8 protein-coding genes are annotated in these 22,662 nt (G+C 75.9%); 5 read left to right on the forward strand and 3 right to left on the reverse strand.

Translation table 11 applies throughout. The annotated features are described in order from the left end of the window. Positions 1-9 precede the first annotated feature (9 nt). Genes OG618_RS06780 through OG618_RS06800 form a run of 5 tightly spaced genes read left to right on the forward strand, consistent with a single transcriptional unit; the run spans position 10 to position 7,470 of the window. Complete coding sequence (locus tag OG618_RS06780; RefSeq protein WP_329486312.1) at positions 10-2,346, forward strand: lantibiotic dehydratase; 2,337 nt, start codon at positions 10-12, stop codon at positions 2,344-2,346. After that, positions 2,343-3,869 carry an amino acid adenylation domain-containing protein gene (locus OG618_RS06785; RefSeq protein WP_329486313.1) on the forward strand — a complete coding sequence of 509 codons (1,527 nt, stop codon included), beginning with the start codon at positions 2,343-2,345 and terminating at the stop codon, positions 3,867-3,869. Before OG618_RS06780 ends, OG618_RS06785 begins: the two co-directional genes overlap by 4 nt. Next, positions 3,866-4,843, forward strand: a complete 978-nt coding sequence (locus tag OG618_RS06790) for a threonine ammonia-lyase (RefSeq protein ID WP_329486315.1) — start codon at positions 3,866-3,868, stop codon at positions 4,841-4,843. Before OG618_RS06785 ends, OG618_RS06790 begins: the two co-directional genes overlap by 4 nt. A 57-nt stretch (positions 4,844-4,900) precedes the next feature. Next, positions 4,901-5,161: a phosphopantetheine-binding protein gene (locus OG618_RS06795; RefSeq protein WP_329486317.1), complete on the forward strand. Its 261-nt coding sequence runs from the start codon at positions 4,901-4,903 to the stop codon at positions 5,159-5,161. Between the two features lie 11 nt (positions 5,162-5,172). After that, positions 5,173-7,470 carry a lantibiotic dehydratase gene (locus tag OG618_RS06800; RefSeq protein ID WP_329486318.1) on the forward strand — a complete coding sequence of 766 codons (2,298 nt, stop codon included), beginning with the start codon at positions 5,173-5,175 and terminating at the stop codon, positions 7,468-7,470. Positions 7,471-7,914: 444 nt separating this feature from the next. Here OG618_RS06800 and OG618_RS06805 read toward each other — a convergent pair whose 3' ends face one another. Genes OG618_RS06805 through OG618_RS06815 form a run of 3 tightly spaced genes read right to left on the reverse strand, consistent with a single transcriptional unit; the run spans position 7,915 to position 22,521 of the window. After that, positions 7,915-15,138 carry a non-ribosomal peptide synthetase gene (locus OG618_RS06805; RefSeq protein WP_329486319.1) on the reverse strand — a complete coding sequence of 2,408 codons (7,224 nt, stop codon included), beginning with the start codon at positions 15,136-15,138 and terminating at the stop codon, positions 7,915-7,917. After that, entirely contained in the window at positions 15,135-21,605 is a 6,471-nt protein-coding gene (locus OG618_RS06810; RefSeq protein WP_329486321.1) for a non-ribosomal peptide synthetase, read from the reverse strand. The genes OG618_RS06805 and OG618_RS06810 overlap by 4 nt, the downstream gene beginning before the upstream one ends. Further along, complete coding sequence (locus OG618_RS06815; RefSeq protein ID WP_442906766.1) at positions 21,592-22,521, reverse strand: TauD/TfdA family dioxygenase; 930 nt, start codon at positions 22,519-22,521, stop codon at positions 21,592-21,594. Before OG618_RS06815 ends, OG618_RS06810 begins: the two co-directional genes overlap by 14 nt. Between the last annotated feature and the right edge of the window lie 141 nt (positions 22,522-22,662).

Raw genomic sequence — 22,662 nt, forward strand, 5'->3', positions numbered from 1 at the left:
AGCTCAGCAATGTCCGACACCATACGAATGCCCGGCGGTGGGTGGCGCCTGTGGCCGCACTTCGCACTCCGCGGGCCGGGCTTCCCCGCCGCCGGGGTGCTCCGGCTGGCGCCAGAGGGCCTGGCCACGGCCGCCGACAAGTTCACCCCCGGCGAGGTACCGGCGAAGGCCGACTGGGAGGCCTTCGAGGAGGCCTTCACCGCGGCCGCCGTGCAGACCGCGCGGGACCTCCAGGAGATCGCCGCCTCGGGACCGTTCCGGGCCGCGGTGGCCTGGCAGAACCGGGCGGTGCTGGGCACCGGCATCAAGTCGTTCCTCGACTGGACGCCGTCCGCCGAGGGCCGCACCAGCATGCCGCGCCAGCGCGAGGAACTGGTCGCCCACTACTGGCAGCGGTTCTGCGTCAAGAACGACACCATCGGCTTCTTCGGCCCGGTCGGCTGGGGCACCTTCGACACCGACCGGCGCGGCATCGAGGTCCACCCCGGCACCGGCCTGGTCGCCGACTCCCAGGTGTACTTCTCCAGTTGGTCGATGGACGCGCTGGCCAAGGCGATCGACCGGGACCCCCGGGTCCGCGACTGGACGCCGCCGCGCCCGGTGCCGTTCGTCCGGGCCGCCGAGGGTACCGTGCTGGTGCCCGGCCGCCCGCCGCTGCCGGTCTCCGAGGCCGCGCTCGCCGTCTTCCGGCTCTGCGACGGCCGCCGGACCCCGGCCGGGATCGCCGAACTGGCCGGCCGGGAGCTCGGCCGGCCGCTGCCCGCCGCGGAGGTCACCGCCGCGCTGGAGTGGCTGGTCGCCCGTCGGCTGGTGCTGTGGAAGCTCGACGTCCCGGCCGGCACCTACCCGGAGCGGGAACTGCGGGCCATGCTCGACCGCATCGGCGACGCCGAGGTGCGCGAACCCGCGCTGGCCCGGCTGGCGGTCCTCGAAGAGGGCCGCGACCGGGTGCAGCGGGCCGGCACCGACCCCGAGGAGCTGACCGCCGCCCTCGCCGCGCTGGAGGGCGCTTTCGCCGAGATCACCGAGGTCGCGGCGGTCCGCGAGAAGGGCGCCCGGACGGCGCCCAACCGCGCCCTGGTCTACTCCGACACCCGCCGCTCCGCCACCGCCACCGTGGGCACCGCCGTCCTGGAACAGCTCGCCCCGCTGGAGCTGTGCATGACCGCCGCCCGCTGGATGACCAACCGGTACGCGGAGGCGGTCGGCGAGCGCATCCGCACCGCCTACCGCGCCCTGCGCGAGCGCGGCGGCGGCGGCCCGGTCGACCTCGGCTCGCTCTGGTTCGCCTGCCTGCCCGCCCCGCACCCGGAGTCGATCGCCGACATCGACCGGATCCAGGCCGACCTGCGCGAGCGCTGGCGGCGGATCATCGACGCACCGGCCGGCGCCCGGCGGGTCCACCTCACCGCCGCGGACATCGCCGAGCAGGTCCACGAGGCGTTCCCGGAGGGCGGCCGGGGCTGGTCGCTCAGCCGGTACATCAGCCCCGACCTGATGATCATCGCCGAGGACCTCGACGCCGTCGGGCGCGGCGAGTTCGAGCTCGTGATCGGCGAGCTGCACGTCGCGATGAACACCCTCGGGCAGTCCCTCTTCGTCCACCAGCACCCGGACCGCGAGCAGCTGATCGACGAGACCAGCCGCGACTTCCCCGGCCCGCGCCTGCTCCCGATGCTGCCCAAGGAGCTGCCGCTCAAGTGGTCCGCCCGCAGCCGGCAGGCGCTCGGACGGCCGCAGGACCACTACGTCGCCCTCACCGACCACACCTCCGACCCGCACCGCCCGCGCACCGTGCGCTCCGGCGACGTCCTGGTGGAGGAGCGCGACGACCGGCTGGCCGCCGTGCTGCCCGACGGCTCCGAGTTCGAACTGCTCGACGTCTTCTGCCACGCGCTCACCAACCGCGTGATGGACCGCTTCACCCTGCGCTCGGACGGCGACCACTCGCCGCGGATCACCATCGACTCCACCGTGGTCGCCCGGGAGACCTGGCGCTTCGCCGGAGCCGCCCTGGACTTCGCGGACGAGAAGACCGAGGCCCGGCGGTTCGTCCGGGCCCGGCAGTGGCGGGACGCCCACGAGCTGCCCCGCTTCGTCTTCGTGGTCTCCCCCACCGAGCCCCGGCCGTTCTTCGTCGACTTCGACAGCCCGGTCTACGTCACCATCCTCGCCAAGGCCGCCCGCCGGCTCGCCCGCAAGGACCCGGACGCCCGCCTGACCGTCAGCGAGATGCTCCCCACGCCCGAACAGGCCTGGCTCACCGACGACCAGGGGCAGCGCTACACCTCCGAACTGCGCCTCGTCGCCGTCGACCGGACCACCGGGACGGAGGAGCCGGCATGAGCACCCCCGCCGGGGCCACCTTCGTCGACGCCATCCGGGCGCACGCCGACCGCGCACCCCAGGCCCCCGCCCTGCTGACCCCCGGCGGACCGGTCGGCTACGGCGAACTCGCCGAGCGGATCGACCGGCTGGCCGCCCACCTGGCCGCCCACGGCCTCGGGCCGGAACGGGTCTGCGCGGTGGCGCTGCCGCCCGGCGCCGACGCCGTGGTGGCGATCGCCGCGGTCGTCCGCACCGGCGGGGCGTTCCTCGCCCTGGACACCGAACTGCCCGACGGGCGGCTCGCCGCGCTCGCCGCCGGCGGCGCGGCGGCGCACCTGCTCACCACCGCGGCCCTGGCCGACCGGATCGGCCCGCTCGTCGGCGCGCCCGCCCTGCTGCTCGACCGGCTGCCCGCCGACCCGCCGGCCGCCCCCGCGTTCCCCGCCCCGCACCCGCGTTCGCTCGCGTACGTCAGCCACACCTCCGGCTCGACCGGAGCGCCCAACCCGGTGCTGATCGAGCACCACGGCCTCGACACCTATCTGCGTGCCGTCGCCCGCGACAACCACCTCGGCCCCGGCACCGTCACCCTCCAACTCGCCCCGCCCGGCTACGACGCCTCGATCCGGGACACCTTCGCCCCGCTGACCGCCGGCGGCTGCGTCGTCCTCGTCGACCGCTCGCGCCTGCTGCGCGCCGAGGCCTTCGCCGACACCGTCGCCGAGTACGGCGTCGACACCGTCCTCAGCACCACCCCGTCCTTCCTGACCTTCCTCTCCCAGCACCCGCGCGCCGCCGAACGGCTGCGCTCCCTGCGCCTGCTCTGCTCCAGCGGCGAGTCGCTGCGCCCGTTCCTCGCCGCCGGCGGCCGCGCCCTGGTCGGCGGCCGGCTGGTCAACCAGTACGGGCCGACCGAGTGCACCATGACCTCCACCCGCTACGAGGTGCCGGCCGACCCGGACACCGCCACCGACACCGTCGGCACCCCGATCGAGGGCACCGTCGTACGGCTGCTCGACCCGCAGGGCCGCGAAGTCCCGGGCGGCCAGGTCGGCGAGGTGCACATCGGCGGCGCCGGGGTGGCCCGCGGCTACGGCGGACTGCCCGGCCTGACGGCCGACCGCTTCCCGCCCGACCCGCACGGGCCGCCCGGCACCCGGCTGTACCGGACCGGCGACCTCGCCCGGCGCGGCCCCGACGGCACCCTCGACTACCTCGGCCGCGCGGACCGCCAGCTCAAGATCCGCGGCCACCGGGTCGACCCGGCCGAGATCGAGGGCGCCCTGCTCACCCACCCCGACGTCACCGGCGCCGTGGTGACCGCCGAGACCGACGACCGGGGCCGGACCTGGCTCGACGCCCACGTCACCGGCCCGCTCGCCGCCACCCCCGACGCCCGGCTGCGCGCCCACCTCGCGCTCACCCTGCCGCCGCACATGATGCCCCGGCGCTTCACCCGGCTGGAGCGGCTGCCCGTCACGCACAGCGGCAAGACCGACCGCCGCGCCCTGCGCGCGCCCGTGCCGGAGGCCGTCGCGTGACGGCCGCCGACACCCGCCCGCTGACCGGTCTCGCCACCGACACCGGCCTGCCCGGGCCGGCCGACGTCCTGGCCGCCGCCGAGCGGATCGCCCCGCACGTGCGGCACACCCCGCTGCTGCGCCACGACACCCTGCCCGGCCTGCTCGTCAAGGCCGAACACCTGCAGCACAGCGGGTCGTTCAAGCTGCGCGGCGCGGCCAACGCGATGCTCGCGCTCGGCGCCGACGAGGTGGTCGCCGGCTCCTCCGGCAACCACGGCATCGCGGTGGCCACCCTGGGCCGGATGCTCGGCGTCCGGGTCACCGTGGTGATGGCCGCCGGCGCCGCCGAGGCCAAGGAGCGGGCGATCCGGGCGCTCGGCGGCCGGGTCCTGCGGGTGCCCGGCGGGGTCGCCGAACGCGACCGCCACGCCAGGGACCTCGCCGCCCGCACCGGCGCCGCGCTGGTGCCCTCCTCCGACCACGGACTCGTGATCGCCGGTCAGGGCACCGTCGGCCTGGAGGTGTTCCGGGACGCCCCCGACCTCGACGCGGTCTTCGTCCCGGTCGGCGGCGGCGGCCTGCTGGCCGGCGTCCTGCTGGCGGCCGCCCGGCTGCCGAGGCCGGTGCGCGTCATCGGCGTGGAGCCCGAACGGGCCCGCCGCTACGCCCGCTCGATGGCCGCCGGCGAACCGGTCGAGCTGCCGCCCAGCGACACCGTCGCGGACGGGCTGCGCGGCCAGCGGCCCGGTGAGCTGACCTTCCCGATCGTCCGGCGGCGGGTCGACGACCTGATCGGCGTCGACGACGCGGCGGTGCTGCGCGCCATGGACCTGCTGCACCGCGCCGGCATCGCCGCCGAACCCAGCGGCGCCGCCGCGCTGGCCGGCGCGCTGGGCTCCGGCGCCCTGCGGCCCGGCGCGGCGGGCCGCACCGCGGTCGTCGTCTCCGGCGGCAACTCCGCCGCCGTGCTGGCCGCCGCCGCGGCGCGCTGAGCGCCCTGCGCCCCCTCTCGTTCCCCGTACACCCCACCCCTTTCGGAAGGACCCACCATGACCACCATCGACACCGCCGAACTCGCCGGGCAGATCGCCGGCTTCTACCGCGAGACGCTCGGCGACGACAGCCTGGACACCGACAGCGACTTCTTCGAGGCCGGCGGCGACTCGCTCGCCGCCTTCCAGATCGTCGACCGCCTCCAGGAGCTGGTCGGCGCCGAGATCGCCGTCGCCCTGGTCTTCACCTACCCGTCCCCCGCGGAGCTCGCGGAGGTCGTCGTCGACGACCTGTCCCTCGCTCCCGCCTCGGCCTAGGGGGCACCGGCATGCACGAGGAATCCGTCTCCCTGAGCGGCCGGTGGCGGCTGTGGGACCAGGTCGCGGTGCGCGGCCCGGGGTTCCCGGCCGATGGGGTGCTCCGGCTGGCGCCGGAGGGCCTGGCGGCGGCCGCGGACAAGTTCGGGGCCCGGGACAAGCTCTCCGGGGCCGCCTGGCAGGCCTTCGAGGAGGAGTTCACGCAGTCCGCCGCCCGGGCGGCGGAGAACGCGCAGGAGATCGCCGCCTCCGGGCCGTTCCGCGCGGCGGTCGCCTGGCAGAACCGCGGGGTGCTGGACTCGGCGATCCGGCCGTTCCTCAACTGGTCGCCCGCGACCGAGGGCCGGACCTTCAAGCAGCGCCAGCGCGAGGAACTGGTCGCCCACTACTGGCAGCGGTTCTGCGTCAAGAACGACACCATCGGCTTCTTCGGCCCGGTCGGCTGGGGCGCCTTCGACCCCGACCGGCCCGGCATCACCATGGACCCGGGCACCGGGCTGATCGCCTCCTCGGAGGTCTTCTGGTCCAGCTGGTCGATGGACGCGCTGGCCCGCGAGATCGGCGCCGACCCGGCGGTACGCGTCTGGACGGCGCCCCGCCGGGTGCCCTTCGTCCGGCTGGAGGAGGACGCGGTACGCGTCCCCGGCCGCCCGCCGCGCCCGGTGGAGCCGGAGACGCTGCGGGTGCTGCGGCTCTGCGACGGCACCCGCACCGCCCACGCCATCCAGCAGGAGACCGGCCCGGGGACCGACGTCCCCGCGCTCCTCGACGAGCTGGTCCGGCGGCGCTGGATCACCTGGCAGCTCGACCTCCCCGCCGACATCCGGCCGGACCGCCGGCTCCGGACCGCCCTGGAGCGGATCGGCGAACCCGCCGTGCGCGCCGAGGCGCTCGCCCGGCTCGACGAGCTGGAGCGCGCCGGCGAGGCCGTCCGGGCCGCGGCCGACGACCCCGAGCGCCTGGTGGCCGCCCTCACCGAGGTCGAGCAGACCTTCCAGCGGGTGACCGACGCGGCCGCCAAGCGCGAGAAGAGCGGTACCACGGCGCCCGGTCGCGCGGTGGTCTACCAGGACTGCCGGCGTGCGGCCCACGTGACGCTCGGCAGCCGGGTGCTGGAGGCGCTCGCCCCGCTCGAACTGCTGATGGACGGCGCCGCCTGGCTCGCCGCCGCGCTGGCCGCCCGGGTGTCGGAGCGGGTCGCCGCGGTGTACGGGAAGCTGCGCGCCGAGACCGACGCCGACCGCCCGGTGGACCTCGCCACCTTCTGGTTCGCCTGCATGCCCGTGCTGCACGGCGCGGCGGGGGCCGACGCCGCCGAGCTGCAGGCCGAGTTCGAACGCCGCTGGCAGCGGATCCTGCCGTCCACGGAGGGCGTGCGCCGGGTCAACGTCGCGGGCGCCGACCTCGCCGACCGGGTGGCGGAGGCCTTCGGGCCGGCCACCGCCGCGGGCTGGACCGCCGCCCGGTACATCAGCCCGGACATGATGATCGCGGCGGAGGACACCGCGGCGATCGACCGCGGCGAGTTCGAACTCGCCCTGGGCGAGCTGCACCTGGCCTCGAACACGCTCGGCAACGAGCTGTTCGTCAACCAGCACCCGGACCGCCGGGAGCTGTTCGACCGGACCGACCGCGACCACCCGGCGCCGCGGCTGATGCCGCTGCTGCCGAAGGAGCACAAGGCCCGGCTCTCCGCCCGGATCCGGCACGCGCTGGTCCGCCCGCAGGACTACCAGGTCGCCCTGCTCGACAACACGGCCGACCCGCACCGCGACCGGACGGCGCCGAGCGCCGACGCCGTGGTGGAGCAGCGGGACGGCCGGCTGACCGTGGTGCTGCCGGACGGCGCCGTGTTCCCGGCCGTCGAGGTCTTCTCGCACGTGCTGACCACCCTGGTGATGGACCGCTTCCGGCTGCTGCCGGAGGCCGACCACTCCCCCCGGATCACCATCGACAAGATGGTGGTGGCCCGGGAGACCTGGCGGTTCATCGGCTCCACGCTGGACTTCGCGGACGAGAAGACCGAGCCGCGCCGGTTCGTCCGGGCCCGGCACTGGCAGGACGCGAACGAGCTGCCCCGCTTCGTCTTCGTGGTCTCCCCCACCGAACCGCGGCCGTTCTTCGTCGACTTCGACAGCCCGGTCTACGTCAACATCCTCGCCAAGGCCGCCCGCCGGCTGGCCCGCAAGGACCCGGACGCCCGGCTCACCGTCACCGAGATGTTCCCCACGCCGGAGCAGGCCTGGCTCACCGACGACCAGGGCCGCCGCTACACCTCCGAACTGCGGCTGGTCGCCGTGACCGACTGACCCACCCGCACCGCTGCGACACCGACCCGGGCCGGGCTCCTGAGGAGCCCGGCCCGGGTCGTCGGCGCGTCCGTCCGGCGCGGGGCGCCGCGCGCGGCCGTCCCACGCGGACTGTCGGGATCCGGGGCGGGGCCGGGGGCGGGCCGCCGGCGGCGGGGTGTACCCGGCCCGGCGTCCGAGGGCCGGCTCCCCGGAGCGCCGGGGACGGGGCGCCCGGGACGGGGCGCCCGGGACGGGGCGCCCGGGGACGGGGCGCCCGGGGACGGGGCGCCCGGGGGCGGGACCTCACCCCGGTGGAGCGACCGCCGCTGCGGGGCCCGCCCCGCCCCGCGCCGGCGGGAGAGAGGCCGTCCGGGCGTCCGGGCCCGGGCCGGGCACGGCGAAACCGCGAGGGCGGGGGCGCTGTGTGCGCCCCCGCCCTCGCGGTGGTTCCCTCCCCCGGGGTCAGCCGGTGCTCGCTCCGCCGTCGGCGAGGATCGCGGTGATCGTCTCGGCCAGGCGGCCGAGGTGGGGCGGCTTCATGACGCCGAAGTGGTCGCCGGGGATCCGGTGCAGGGCGACGTCGCCGGTGAGCTCCTGCCAGCGGGTCAGGTACTCCCCGAAGTCCTGCCCGGAGGCCACCTCGTGCTCGCCGTCGGCGAGTTCGTCGCTGGCGATCAGGTTCAGCCGCCCGGGGTAGGGGCGGTGACGGTAGGTCAGGCACATCTCCATGACCTCCCGCCACATCCGGGCGGAGGGCAGCCAGACCTCGCCGGCCCCGTGTTCCGGCAGCACGATCCCGACCTCGGGGTCGACGTCGTCCACCAGGTGTTCGAGCAGCGCCAGGGTCTCCCCGCGGAGCGCCGAGGTGTCCTGCCCGGCCGGGGCGGCGGCCAGTTCGGTCAGCTTCGCCACGCAGCTCTCGATCAGCCGGTACTCCTTCCACAGCTCGGGCCGCTCGTGGTTGTCCAGCCCCGGGTCGAGCAGGACGAAGGTGACCTCCTCGCCCTCGGCGGTGAGCCGGTGGGCCAGCTCGCTGGCGATGCCGCTGCCTCCGCACCAGCCGAACAGCCGGTACGGGCCCTGCGGGGCGGCGGCCCGCAGTTCGGCCAGGTAGCGCTCGGCCATCTGCTCGGTCGAGGGGACGGGCTGCCCGTTCTCGGCCTGGAGACCGGGCCAGGCGAAGGCCGCGACCGGCTGGTCCGGGTCGAGGTACGGCACCAGCGGGCGGTACCAGTGGGCGCTGCCTCCGCCGGGGTGCACGCAGAACAGGGGCGGCCTGCCGCCTTCCCGGCGGAGCCAGACCAGCGCCTCCACCGGCTCGCCGGCCGCCGCCGCGTCGACGGCCGCCGCCAGCCCGGCGACGGTCGGGTCCGCCACGAACGAGCGCACGGTCAGGTCGATGCCGTGCCGCTCGCGCAGCAGGGCGGTGATCCGCAGGATGGCCAGCGAGTGGCCGCCGAGGAGGTAGAAGTCGTCGTCCACCCCGACCTGTTCGAGGCCGAGCACCTCGGCCCAGACCTCGGCGACGGCCCGCTCGGTGGCGGTGCGCGGCGCCGCGGAGCCGGCGGTCGGCGCGGGCCCGGAGGGCTCCGGGAGCGCGGCGCGGTCGATCTTCCCGTGGGCGGTGAGCGGGAGTGCGGGCAGTTCCACCCAGGCGCCGGGGACGAGGTAGTCGGGCACCCGCCGCCGGAGCTGCTCGCGCAGCACGGCGACGTCCAGCGGGCCGGTCCCGGGTTCCGGGACGACGTAGCCGACCAGGCGCTTCTGGCCGTCCGGTCCGGGGTGCACGGCCGCCGCGGCCGCCCGGACCGGCGCGAGGCCGCCGATCATGGCCTCCACCTCGGCGAGTTCCACCCGGTGGCCGCGGATCTTCACCTGGTTGTCGCGGCGGCCGACGAAGGACAGCGTCCCGTCGGGGTCGCGGCGGACGATGTCCCCGGTCCGGTAGAAGCGGGCGCCGGGGAGGTCGCCGGACGGGTCCGGCACGAAGCGGTCCGCGGTGAGGTCGGGGCGGCCGAGGTAGCCGCGGGCGAGCCCGGGGCCGCCGACCAGCAGTTCACCGGCCACACCGAACGGCACCGGGTCGAGGTGGTCGTCGACCACCAGGACGCGGGTGTCGGTGATCGGCACGCCGATCGGCACCCCGCGGTCGGCGTCGGCCCCGGTCACCCCGCGCAGCGCCGTGCTGAAGGTGGTGCACTCGGTGGGTCCGTAGCCGTTGGTGAGCGCGACGCCGTGGCCGAGGGCGGTGCGCACGTGCGCGGGCGAGAGGGCGTCGCCGCCGGCGAGCACCTGCCGCACCCCGGCCAGCGCGGCCGGCTCGGTCTCCACCATGTGCTGGAACAGGCCGGCGGTGAGCCAGAGCAGCGTGACCCGGTGCCGGCGGAGCACCTCGGCCAGTTCGGCGGCGGTGGTCGCCCCGGGCGGGCAGACCGCCAGTCGGGCACCGTTGCCCAGCGCCCCCCAGACCTCCAGGGTGGAGGCGTCGAAGGCGAGCGGCGCGTGCAGCAGCAGCACCTGGCCGGGGTCGAGGTCGGCGTAGTTGGGGTCGTGCACCAGCCGGACCACGGCCCGGTGGGTGACCTGGACGCCCTTGGGCCGGCCGGTGGAGCCGGAGGTGTAGGTGACGTAGGCCAGGTTGTCGGGGTGGGTGCCCGCCTCGACCGGGGTCTCCGGCAGGACGGCGAGGCCGGTCCAGGCCGCGTCCAGCGGGACGCAGCGCAGGTCGGCGATCCGCGCGAGGCGGTCGGTGTCCTCCGGCCGGCAGATCACCACGTCGGCGCGGACGTCGTCCAGCACGAAGCCGATCCGGGCGTCCGGGTAGGCGGGGTCGAGCGGGACGTAGTAGCCGCCGGCCTTGAGCACGCCGAGCATGGCCAGCACCGCCTCGACGCCGCGGTCCAGGCAGATCGCGACCGGCGTCTCCGGGCCGACGCCCAGCCCGCGCAGCAGGTGGGCCAGCTGGTTGCTGCCGGTGTCCACCTCCCGGTAGGTGAGGCTCCGTTCGGCGTCCTCCAGGGCGATCGCGTCCGGGTCGGAGCGCTCCGCGACCAGCTCGGGCACGCAGACCTCGGGCAGCGGGCGGGTGGCGGGGGCGGTCGCGCCCGGCCGGTCCAGGCCGGGGGCCCGGAAGGCCTGCGGGTCGGCGTCGGCGTCCTCGGCCATCGCGGTGAGCACGGCGATGAAGGTCTCCCCGATCGCCGCCAGCCGTTCCCGGCCGACCCAGCCGGGGCGGCAGGTCATCCGCAGCTCGCCGGGGAAGGTCCAGACGTCGAAGGTGAACTCGTTCGGGCTGTGGTCGGTGACGGTGCCGATGTCCGACCGGTGCTCGTCGAGCACGTGGAAGTCCAGGTAGGCGAAGACCACCTCGACCAGTGGCTCGCCGCCGCCCCACTCGCGCTGCATCGCGGGCAGCGGGTAGCGGCGGTGCGGCCACAGGGCCAGCTCCTCGGCGAACACCGAGCGCACCAGCTCGCGCCAGCTCGGCGCCCGCAGGTCCACGGCGAACGGCACCGTGTTGAGGTACATGCCGCGGACCCGGTCGCCGCCCGGCAGTTCGGGCCGGCCGTTGGTCACCGCCCCGGCGAGGAACCGGCGCTGGCCGCTGAGCAGGCCGAGCACCTTCAGGTGGGCGGTGTAGAGGACGGTCTTGAGCGAGCTCTGGGTGTCGGCGGCGAGCCGGCGCAGCTTCGGCTCCAGCGCCGCCCAGGGCAGCCGCACCTCGGTGGCGGGCAGGTGCGCCTCGGCCGGGGCGGTGTCGGCGGGCAGCCGCAGCCGGTCGTGGCCGGTGATCCGGCCGCGCCAGAACTCCCGGTCCGCCGGGGAGGCCAGGGCGCGCTTCTCCAGCTGGATGAAGTCGGCGTAGCGGACCTCCGGCGGCGCGGCGGCCGGGGCGCCGGTGCCGGCGGCCAGCTCCCGGTAGGCGGCGCGCAGTTCGCCGATGACGGAGTGGTGGCTCCAGCCGTCCAGGATGGCGTGGCACTCGACGTGGGTCAGCAGCCACTCCCGGTCGCCGACCAGGTGGGCGTGGTAGCGCAGCAGCGGGGCGCGTCCGACGTCGAACGGGGTGCGCTGGGCCTCGGCGCGGAAGCGCCGGACGGCGGCCTGCTGCTCCTCGGCCGGCAGGTGGCGCAGGTCGTCCACGCCGATCTCCAGGTGCAGGTCGTCCGCCGCGTGCACCAGTTGGAGCGGTTCGGAGTACCCGGAGAGGTCGAAGGAGGTGCGCAGGATCTCGTGCCGCTCGATCAGCAGCCGGACCGCGCCGTTCAGCGCCTCGGCGGAGAACGGGCCGTCGTCGACGATCTGGAAGGTGCTGGCGTTCTGGTAGGTGTTGCGCTCGGGGTCGGCCAGCATCTCGTAGACCATGCCGACCTGGACCTGGCCCATCGGGTAGGCGTCGGCCAGGCCCTCGGGGAGGCGCTCGCGGTCGGCCGGGTCGAGCAGCTCGAACCGGCCCACCAGGGTGGTCTCGGCCGCACCGGCGGCCGGCCGGTCGGCCGCCAGCGGGGCCAGCTCGGCGACGGTCTGGCGGGCGAACACGTCCTGGACGGAGAGGGCGAGCCCCTGGTCGCGCAGCGCGCCGACGGCCCGGATGGCGCGCATCGAGTCGCCGCCGAGCTGGAAGAAGCCGTCGTGCACGCCGACCTTGTCGACGCCGAGGGCGGCGGCGAAGGCGTCCGCGAGGGTCTGTTCGAGGGCGCTGCGCGGGGCGACGAACGCGCCGACCAGCTCGGAGCGGGTCCGGTCGGGTGCGGGCAGCGCCTTGCGGTCGGTCTTGCCGCTGGGGGTCAGCGGCAGCGTCTCCAGCGTCGTCCAGTGCACCGGGCGCATGTGCTCCGGCAGCCGTCCGCGCAGGTGCTCGCGGGCCGCCTCGACGTCGGCCCCGGCCGGGACCAGGTAGCCGACCAGTTGGTCGTCGTGGACGGCGACGGCCGCGGCGGCGACGCCGGGGGCCTGCGCCAGGACCGCCTCGATCTCGCCGAGTTCGACCCGCTGGCCGCGGATCTTCACCTGGTGGTCGAGCCGGCCGAGGTACTCGATCTCGCCGTTCGCCCGGTAGCGGGCGAGGTCGCCGGTGCGGTAGAGCCGGCCGCCGGGTTCGGTGGCGAAGGGGTCGGGCACGAAGCGGTCTGCGGTGAGCTCCGCCCGGTTCAGGTAGCCGCGGGCCAACTGGACCCCGCCGAGCAGGAGTTCGCCCGGCACGCCGATCGGCTGCGGGCGCAGCGCGGCGTCCACGATGTAGGTGCGGGTGTTGGAGATCGGGCGGCCGATGGTGACCGGCCGGCCCGGCTCGCAGCGGATCGCGGTGACGTCGACGGCGGCCTCGGTGGGCCCGTACAGGTTGTGCAGTTCGCAGCCGATCCGCTCGTGCACGGCGGTGACCAGCTCGGCGGGCAGTGCCTCGCCGCTGCACACCATGCGGCGCAGCGAGGGCAGCGGCGGCAGCGGCTCGGCGAGGAAGGCCCGCAGCATCGACGGTACGAAGTGCAGGGTGGTGATCCGCTCGGTGCCGATCAGTTCGGCGAGGTAGGCCGGGTCGCGGTGGCCGCCGGGGCGGGCCAGGACCAGGGTCGCACCGGTGATCAGCGGCCAGAAGAACTCCCAGACCGAGACGTCGAAGCTGTACGGGGTCTTCTGCAGCACCCGGTCGTCGGCGTCGAGCCCGTAGGCCTCCTGCATCCAGTGCAGCCGGTTGACGATGGCCCGGTGCTCGACCAGCACGCCCTTGGGGCGGCCGGTCGAACCCGAGGTGTAGATCAGGTAGGCCGGGTGCTCGGGCGCCGCCGCGAAGACCGGGTCGTGGCCCCAGCCGCCGGGCAGTTCGGCGGTGATGTCCACCAGGTGCGGGGCGCCGCCGTTCACCAGCGGGGTGAGCCCCGGGTCGGTGACCACGGCGAGGGCGCCGGAGTCGGCCAGCATGAAGGCGAGCCGGTCCGCCGGGTAGTCGGGGTCGAGCGGCAGGTACGCGCCGCCGGCCTTGAGCACCGCGAGCAGCGCGACCACCAGGTCGGCGCCGCGGTGCAGGCAGACGCCGACCACCGACTCGGGGCCGACGCCGAGCCGGCGCAGGTGGTGGGCGAGCTGGTTGGCCCGGACGTCCAGCTCGCGGTAGCTGAGCTCGGCGCCCTCGAACCGCAGGGCGGTGGCGTTCGGGGTGCGGGCGACCTGCGCCTCGAACAGCAGCGGCAGGGTGCCGGTGGGGTAGCCGCGGCCGGTGGCGTTCCAGCTGAGCAGCTGGCGCTCGCGCTCCTCCCGGGGGAGGATCTCCAGCTCGTCCAGCGGGGTGTCGGGCGCCGCGACGGCGTGCTCCAGCAGCTGGGCGAACTGGGCGGCGAACCGCTCGGCCGTCGCCCGGTCGAACAGCGCGGAGGCGTAGTTGACGCCGCCCGCGAGCGAGCCGTCCGGCTGGGCGGCCAGGCCGACGGTGAGGTCGAACTTGGCGGTGCTCTCGCCGACCGGCAGCCGCTCGACGGTCAGGCCGCCCATGGCCGCGGGCGTGGAGGCGCCGGCGGCGTCCTGCCACAGCAGCATGGAGGAGAACAGCGGTGTGCGGGCGGGGTCGCGCTCGGGCGCCAGCTCCTCGACCAGGCGCTCGAACGGCACCTCCTGGTGGCCGTACGCGTCCAGGGCGGTCTCCCGGACCTGGGACAGCAGCTCGGCGAAGGTCCGCGGGCCGGCCAGGTCGACCCGGAGCACCAGGGTGTTGAGGAAGAGGCCGACGACGTCCTGCACCTCGGCGCGGTCGCGCCCGGCGACCGGGGAGCCGACGGCGACGTCGCGCTGCCCGCTCCAGCGGCCGAGCAGGACGGCGTGGGCGGCCAGCAGGGCCATGAAGGGGGTGGCGCCGTGGTCCCGGGCCAGCGCCGTCAGCCGTCCGGCGGTCGCGGCCGGGACGACCAGCGGCACCAGGGCGCCGGCCGCGTCGCGCACCGGCGGGCGGGGCCGGTCGGTGGGCAGCTCCAGCGGCGCCAGTGCGGCCAGCCGCTCGTTCCAGTGGTCGAGGCGGCGCCGGAGCGCCCCGTCGGAGAGCCGCTCGCGCTGCCAGACGGCGTAGTCGGCGTACTGGACCGGCAGGTCCGGGGTGCGGGCCGGGCGCCCGGCGACGGCGTCGTCGTAGCGCTCGGCGAGTTCGCCGACCAGGAGGTCCTCGGACCAGCCGTCGCAGGCGATGTGGTGGACGGTCAGCAGGACGACGTGCTCCCGCGGGGCGAGCCGGGCCAGGACGGCGGACAGCACCGGGCCCTCGGCGAGGTCCACCGGACGGCGGGCGCCGGTGGCGAGGTCGGCCAGCCGGGCGCCGGCGGCGGCCCGGTCCAGGGTACTCAGGTCCTCCTCGGTGAGCGGCACGACGCTCGGCGCGTCGACCACCTGGACGGGTTCGCCGTCGACCACCGGGTACCTGGTCCGCAGGACTTCGTGGCGGTGCTGGATCCCGTCGAGCGCGGTCCGCAGCGCGGCCCGGTCGAGGGGGCCGGTCAGCCGCAGCGAGGCCGTCACCAGGTACTCGGTGCTGCCGGGCTGGAGCCGGTCGAGGATCCAGAGGCGGCGCTGGGCGAAGGAGAGCGGCAGCGGGCCGCCGCGCGGTGCCCGGGCGATGCCCTCGGCCGGGGCGGTGCCCGCCCGGCCGGCGAGGCGCCGGCGCAGCAGCTCCTGCCGCAGCCGGGTGCGGTCCGTGGTGTCGGTCATCGGTGCCCCTCCTCGGCGAGCAGGCCCGCCACTTCCTCGTCGGTGAGCGCGGTGATCTCGGCCTCGACGGCGTCGGTCACCGCCTCGGTGAGCCGGGCCACCGTGGTGGCCTCGAACAGCAGGCGCAGCGGCAGCTCGACGGCGAACGTCTCGCGGAGCCGGGCCAGGACCCGGGTGGCCAGCAGCGAGTGGCCGCCCAGGGCGAAGAAGTCGTCCTGGACGCCGATCCGCTCGACGCCCAGCACCTCGCCCCAGATCGCGGCGACCGCCTCCTCGGCGGGGTCGCGCGGGGCCAGGTGCTCGCGGGCCCCGCCGGCCAGCGCGGCGGAGGCGTCGGGCAGTGCCTTGCGGTCGACCTTCTTGCTGGCGGTCAGCGGGAGCGCGTCGAGCGGCACCCACAGCGCGGGGATCATGTACTCGGGGAGCAGCGCCCGCAGGTGGCCGCGGAGTTCGGCCACGTCGGGCATCGGGCTGCCGGGCCGGGCCACCAGGTAGGCGGCCAGCCGGCGTTCGCCGGGGGCGGTCTCCGGGGCGGTCACCACCGCCTCCTGGAGGGCGGGGTGGCGGGCCAGCGCCGCCTCGATCTCGCCGAGTTCGATGCGCAGGCCGCGGACCTTGACCTGCTGGTCGATCCGGCCGAGGAACTCGATGGTGCCGTCCGGCCGGTGGCGGGCGAGGTCGCCGGTCCGGTAGAGGCGCCCGCCCGGCTCGCCGCCGAAGGGGTCGGGCACGAAGCGCTCGGCGGTCAGCTCCGGGCGGCGGTGGTAGCCGCGGGCCAGCCGGACGCCGCCCAGGTACAGCTCGCCGGGGACGCCGACCGGGACGGGCCGCTGGTCGGCGTCGAGGATGTGCGCGCGGGTGCCGGGGACGGGCCGCCCGAGCGGCAGGGCCGAGGCCTCGTCGCCCTCCGCCGGCACCTCGGAGACGGGGTGCAGCAGGCAGGTGACGGTGGCCTCGGTCGGGCCGTAGTTGCACAGGAAGCGGGCGGGCAGGCCGGTCTGCGCCCAGCGCCGCGCGTCCAGGCCGGTGACCACGTCGCTGCCGACGTTCATCAGCTTGAGCCCGCTCAGCAGGTGCAGGTCGGGGGACTCCAGGACGGCCCGGTAGTAGGACGGCGTGATCTCGACGACGGTGACCCCGTGCTCGGCGAGCCGGACCGGCAGCTCGGCCGGGGTCCAGAACACCGGGTCGGCGACCACGATGGTGGCGCCCGCGACCAGGGTGGCCGCGATCTGGTCCATCGCCACGTCGAAGGTGAGGGCGGAGAGCAGGACCACCCGCTCGCCGGGGGCGATGCCGTACTGGTCGGCGATCACCCGGCAGTGGTGGGCGTAGGAGCGGTGCTCGATCATGACGCCCTTGGGGCGGCCGGTCGAGCCGGAGGTGTAGATGACGTAGGCGAGGTTCTCCGGCCGGATCAGGACCGGCTCGGCCTCGGTGGCGGCGCTGTCGGTTCCGGCGGCGGTCCCGTCGTCGGTGTGGGTCCCGTCGTCGGTCCCGTCGGCGAGCACCACCCGGTGGGAGCCGGTCACCCGGTCGGCGAAGGCCCCGGTGGTGACCACGAGTTCCGGGCCGGCGTCGGCGAGCATGAACTCCAGCCGCTCGGCCGGGTGCTGCGGGTCGAACGGCACGTACGAGCCGCCGGCCTTCAGCACCGCGAGCAGCACCACGACCGCCTCGACGCCGCGCTCCAGGAGGGAGCCGACGACCGTCTCCGAGGTGACCCCGAGGGCGCGCAGCCGGGCCGCGAACCGGTCGGCCCGCGCGTCGAGTTCGGCGTAGCTCAGCCGCTGGTCGCCGAAGACCACGGCGACCGCGTCCGGGGTGCGCCGGGCCTGCCGGGCGAAGAGCTCGGGCACGCAGAGCCCGTGCTCCTCGACCGGGTCGAGCTCGGCGGCCCGCCCGCCGGCCGGGTCGGCCCAGCGGGTGAGGACGGTGTGCCGCTCCTCGTCGGTGAGCATGCCGAGGTCGCCGATCCGGGCCCCGGGGGCGGCGGTGACGCTGCCGATCAGGGTCAGGTAGTGGCCGGCCATCCGTTCGACGGTCGCCCGGTCGAAGAGCGCGGTCGCGTACTCGAACCAGCAGTACATCCGGCCGCCGCGTTCCTTGACGGTCACGGTGAGGTCGAACTTGGCGATCTCCAGGCCGGCCCGGACCGGCTCCACGGCGGCCGCGCCGAGCCGGGCGGGGACGCCGGCCAGGTGCTGGTGCTCGAACATGACCTGGAACAGCGGGTTGCGGGAGAGGTCCCGCTCCGGGCGCAGCGCGTCGACCAGGTGCTCGAACGGCACGTCCTGGTGGGCGAAGGCGTCGAGCACCGAGCCGCGGACGTGGTCCAGCAGGTCCGGGAAGGCCGGGTTGCCGGCCAGGTCGTTGCGGATCACCAGGTTGTTGGTGAAGAACCCGACGAGGTCCTCGGTCTCCTGGCGGGTCCGCCCGGCGACGGGGGTGCCGACCGCGAGGTCGTCGAGGCCGGTGTAGCGGTGCAGCATCACCTGGAAGACGGCGAGCAGCACCATGAACGGGGTCGCGCCGTGCCGGCCAGCCAGCTCGGTGACGGCCCGGCCGACCTCCGGCGCCACCTCGACGACCACGTTGGCGCCGCGCGAGTCGCGGACGGCCGAGCGGAGCCGGTCGGTGGGCAGCTCGACCGGCGTCAGGCCGCCCAGGCGGTCGCGCCAGTAGGCGAGCTGGTGGTCCAGCCGGCCGGCGTCCTGCTGCTCGCGCTGCCAGACGGCGAAGTCCGCGTACTGGACCGGCTCGGGGGCCGGCAGGGCCGGCGCGTCCTCGGTGAAGGACCGGTAGGCGAGGTCGAGTTCGCGCAGGTAGACGTTGGTCGACCAGGCGTCGAACGCGATGTGGTGCAGGGTCAGGACGAGCAGGTGGTCCTCGGGGGCGGTGCGGATCAGGGTCGCCCGCAGCGGGTGGCCCTGGGCCAGGTCGAACGGGGAGCGGGCCAGCTCGTCGACCAGGGCGCGGGCCCCTGCCTCGGCGTCCGGCCCGGCCGACAGGTCGGTCAGGGTGAAGTCGACCGGCCCGGCGGGGTCGACGACCTGGACGGGGTCGCCGCCCTCGGAGCGGTACCGGGTGCGCAGCACCTCGTGCCGGGCGGAGAGCGCGTCCAGCGCGCCGCGCAGCGCCGCGGTGTCGAGCGGGCCGGTCAGCCGCAGCGCCAGCGGGACGACGTACTCGTGGCTCCCGGGCTCCAGCTGGTCGAGGAACCACATCCGCTGCTGGCCGAAGGAGAGCGGCAGCGGGCGGTCCCGGCCGACGGGGCGGACGGCGTCCGCCGCGGTGTCGGGGCCGGTGCCCGAGGCGCCGTCGATCCGGGCGGCCAGCCCGGCGACGGTCGGCGCGTGGAACAGCTCGCCGACGGTCAGCTCGATGCCGAACGCGCGCCGCAGCCGCAGCACCAGCTTGATCGCGAGCAGCGAGTAGCCGCCGAGCAGGAAGAAGTCGTCGTGCGCGCCGACCCGTTCGACGTCCAGCACCTCGGCCATCAGTGCGGCGACGGTCCGCTCGGCGTCGGTGCGCGGGGCCTCCCAGGCCCGCGCGGCCGGGCGCTCCGGCTCGGCGGCGGGCAGCCGGCGGCGGTCCACCTTGCCGTTGGGCGTGAGCGGCAGCTCGTCGAGCTCGACCACGGCGGACGGCACCATGGCCTCCGGCAGCGCGGCGGCCAGCCGGGCGCGCAGCCCGTCCGGCTCGATCCGCGCCCCGGCGGCGGCCACCACGTAGGCGGTCAACCGGGTGTCGCCGGTGCCGGACCGGTGGGCGGCCACCACGGCGGCGGCCACCGAGGGGTCGGTCGCCAGCAGCGCCTCGATCTCGCCGGGCTCGATCCGCACGCCGCCGATCTTGACCTGGTCGTCGACGCGTCCGACGTACTCCAGCGCGCCGTCCGCGCGGCGGCGCACCAGGTCGCCGGTGCGGTAGCGGCGGGCGCCGGGCACGGCGGCGAACGGGTCCGGGACGAACCGGTCGGCGGTGAGGTCGCCGCGGCCGGCGTAGCCGCGGGCCAGACCGATGCCGCCGACGCAGAGTTCACCGACGACGCCGACCGGCACCAGACGGTCTTCGGCGTCCACCACGTAGGTGCGCACATTGGGCAGCGGCAGGCCGATCGGCACCTGCTCGCCGGGCTCGGCCGGGTCGTAGGGCCAGGCGGTGGAGTCGATCGCGCACTCGGTGGGGCCGTAGGTGTTGACCACCTCGACGTCGACGATCCGGCGCAGCCGGGCGCAGAGTTCGGCGGGCAGCGGCTCGCCCGCCGAGCAGACCACGCGCAGCGCGTCGCAGTCGGCCAGGGCCGGTTCGTCGAGCAGCAGGCGCAGCATCGAGGGCACGCCCTGGAGCACGGTGACGCGGTGCTCGGCGACGGCGCGGGCCATCACCGCCGGGTCGCGGTGGGCGTCCTGCGGGCCGGTGACCACGGTGGCGCCACAGACCAGCGGGGAGAGGAACTCCCAGACCGCGGCGTCGAAGCCGATGGTGGTCTTCTGCAGCACCCGGTCACCGGGGCCGAGGCCGTAGCGCTCCACGGACCAGAGCACCCGGTTGCGGATCGCGGCCTCCGGGACGACGACGCCCTTGGGCCTGCCGGTGGAGCCGGAGGTGTACATCACGTACGCGGCCTCGGCGCCGGTGACGCCGGCGGGTTCGAGGTCCGCCGACGGCGCCCCCGCCGGGTCCTCGCCGCCCTCGCGGTCGAGGACGAGCGTGTTCGGGTGCGGCGGCAGCTGGCCGAGCAGGGACTCCTCGGTGACCAGCAGGCCCACCCCGGCGTCGGCGACCAGGTGGGCCAGCCGCTCGGCCGGCTGCTCCGGGGCCAGCGGCACGTAGACGCCGCCCGCGGTCAGCACCGCGAGCAGGGTGGCGACCAGGTCGGTGCCGCGGTGCAGGGCGACGCCGACGGGGCTCTCCCGGCCGACGCCGCGCGAGCGCAGCACCCCGGCGAGCCGCCGGACCCGGTCGGCGAGAGCGGCGTAGTCGGTCCGCCGCGCGCCGGACACCACGGCGACCGCGTCCGGGGTGGCCAGTGCCTGGGCGAAGAACAGTTCGGCCAGCGACCGCCGCGGGCGCCCGGTCTCGGTGCGGTTCCAGCGGGCGAAGTCGGCCAGCTCCGCGTCGGGGACGGTCTCCAGCGTGTGGGCGGGGGCCGCCGGGCGCTCGGCGATGGCCGCCAGCAGCCGCACCAGGCTCGCCGCCATCCGCTCGATCCGGGCCCGGTCGAAGAGCGCGGTCGGGTAGATCAGCCGGGCCGCGAACGAGCCGTCGGGGAGCTCGGACAGGTGCAGCGAGAGGTCGAACGCGGAGTGCTCGGTGGCCGCCTCGACCTTGCTCACGTCGAGCCCGGGCAGCCGCAGCGGGCGGCGCTCGGCGTTGTGCAGCGCGAAGCCGACCTGGAACACCGGGTTGCGGGAGAGGTCGCGCTCGGGGGCGAGGTCGGCGACCACCCAGCCGAACGGGACGTCCTGGTGCTCGTAGGCGTCCAGGGTGGTCTCGCGGACCCGCGCCAGCAGGTCGAGGAAGGATCCCCGGCCGGACAGGTCGGTCCGCAGCACCAGCGTGTTGAGGAACATGCCGACCAGCGGCTCCAGGGCCACCTCGTCGCGGTCCGAGACCGAGACGCCGACGGCCACGTCGCGGGCGCCGGACCAGCGGGCGAGCAGCAGCTGGAACGCGGCCAGGTGCACCATGAACGGGGTCGCGCCGCCGTCCCGGCCGAGCGCGGCCAGCCGCTGCGCGAGCTCCGCCGGCACGGTGAACGGGACGCTGTCGCCGGCCGGGTCCCACTGCGCCGGGCGGCGGCGGTCGGTGGGCAGCTCCAGCGGTTCCAGGCCGGCCAGCCGCTCCCGCCAGTAGCCGCGCCGCCGCTCGGCCCGCTCGGGGGTGGCGGCCCAGGTGTCGCGCTGCCACTGCGCGAAGTCGGCGTACTGCACCGGGACGGGCTCCAGCGGCGACGGCCGCCCGGCCGCGAAGGCCTCGCAGAGCTCGTGCAGCTCGCGCGCCAGGATGCCCCAGGACCAGCCGTCGAAGGCGATGTGGTGGACGGTCACCAGCAGGACGGCCTCGTCCTCGGCGAACCGGGCCAGGGTCAGCCGCCAGGGCGCCCGGGCGCGCAGGTCGATCGGGGCGCGCAGCTCGGCGGCGTGCAGCTCGCGCACCCTCGCCTCGCGGCCGTCCGCCGGCACCCCGGTCAGGTCGAGCACGGCGAGCGGCACGGGGCCGGGCTCGTCGACGTACTGCACCCCGGTGCCGCCCTCGGTGCCGTAGCGCGAGCGCAGCACCTCGTGCCGCGCCGCGACCTCGGTGAACGCGGCCTCCAGCACCGGCAGGTCGAGCGGGCCGCGGATCCGGAACGCCTCGCACATCAGGTACTCGGTGGAGGCGCCGGAGCGCAGCTGGTCCAGGAACCACAGCTGCTCCTGGGCGTAGGAGAGCGGGAGTCCGCTGTCACCGGTGGGCATCGGACGCCTCCAGGAGCGAGTCGGGGCTGACGGCGGCCGAGTACGGCTCGGCCATGGCCACGGCGATCCGGCGCGGGCCGGTGAACGGCTCGCGGGCGTGCGCCGACAGCATGTTGTCCACCAGCAGGACGTCGTCCCGCTGCCAGTCGAAGCGGCGCCACTCGGCGCGGTAGCAGGCGCGCAGGTGCGCGATGACCTCGTCCGGCACCGGCCGGCCGTCGCCGTAGTAGGTGTTGGTCGGCAGCTGGGAGTCGTCGTACATCTCGCGCAGCGCCGAGCTCACCTCCTCGCCGAGTGTGGTCACGTGGAAGAAGGTGAGGTGGTTGAACCAGACCGTCTCGCCGGTCACCGGGTGGCGGTGCACCGCCCGGCGGCGGGCGCGGGTGCGCAGGCCGTCGGCGGTCCACTCGGTGGCGACGCCGTTGCGGGCGCAGTAGGCGTCGACCTCGGCGCGGTCGGAGGTGTTGAAGGCCTGCTGCCACGGGACGCCGAAGCCGTCCGAGAAGTTGCGCACCACCATCCAGCCGCGGGCGGCGAACTCCTCGCGGACGGCGGGGTCGATCGCCTCGTACACCCGGCGGGTGTCGGCGAGCGGGGTGGCGCCGAGCGTCTCCGGCGGCTCGACGCAGTGGAAGAACAGGGTCATCGGCCAGTCGGCCTGGTAGGAGTTCTCGTTGTGGAGGAAGATCTCCTCGTTCGGCGGGTAGTCGGTCGAGGTGTACACCTGCCCCTTGATGGTGCTGCGCGGCGAGGACCGCTCGGCGTAGGCCAGGGGCGAGCCGGACACCGCCCGCACCGCCGCCTCGAACCCGTCCACCCCGCCGACGCCGAACCCGCGCAGCAGGACCGCGCCGTGTTCGAGCAGCCGGCCGCGGACGAACGGTCGGGCGGCCGAGAGGTACTCGGCCAGGGGCATGCCGGGAGTGTCGGCCGGCACCGTCAGGGGGAGGACGGAGCCCGCGCCGTTCTCCCGGGGTCGGTCCGCCGGCGCGGGCCGTATGGAGGGGTTCGCAGTCATGCGCCTCAGCGTCGTCGCCCGGCGGCCGCTCCCCGGAGA

The organism is Kitasatospora sp. NBC_01246 (genome assembly GCF_036226505.1).
GTDB lineage: Bacteria > Actinomycetota > Actinomycetes > Streptomycetales > Streptomycetaceae > Kitasatospora.

Bases quoted from the DNA above. Each gene is read 5' to 3' on its own strand.
- OG618_RS06780 (WP_329486312.1), top strand. From the start codon at position 10: ATGTCCGACACCATACGAATGCCCGGCGGTGGGTGGCGCCTGTGGCCG.
- OG618_RS06785 (WP_329486313.1), top strand. From the start codon at position 2,343: ATGAGCACCCCCGCCGGGGCCACCTTCGTCGACGCCATCCGGGCGCAC.
- OG618_RS06795 (WP_329486317.1), top strand. From the start codon at position 4,901: ATGACCACCATCGACACCGCCGAACTCGCCGGGCAGATCGCCGGCTTC.
- OG618_RS06800 (WP_329486318.1), top strand. From the start codon at position 5,173: ATGCACGAGGAATCCGTCTCCCTGAGCGGCCGGTGGCGGCTGTGGGAC.
- OG618_RS06805 (WP_329486319.1), bottom strand. From the start codon at position 15,138: ATGACCGACACCACGGACCGCACCCGGCTGCGGCAGGAGCTGCTGCGC.
- OG618_RS06810 (WP_329486321.1), bottom strand. From the start codon at position 21,605: ATGCCCACCGGTGACAGCGGACTCCCGCTCTCCTACGCCCAGGAGCAG.
- OG618_RS06815 (WP_442906766.1), bottom strand. From the start codon at position 22,521: ATGCCCCTGGCCGAGTACCTCTCGGCCGCCCGACCGTTCGTCCGCGGC.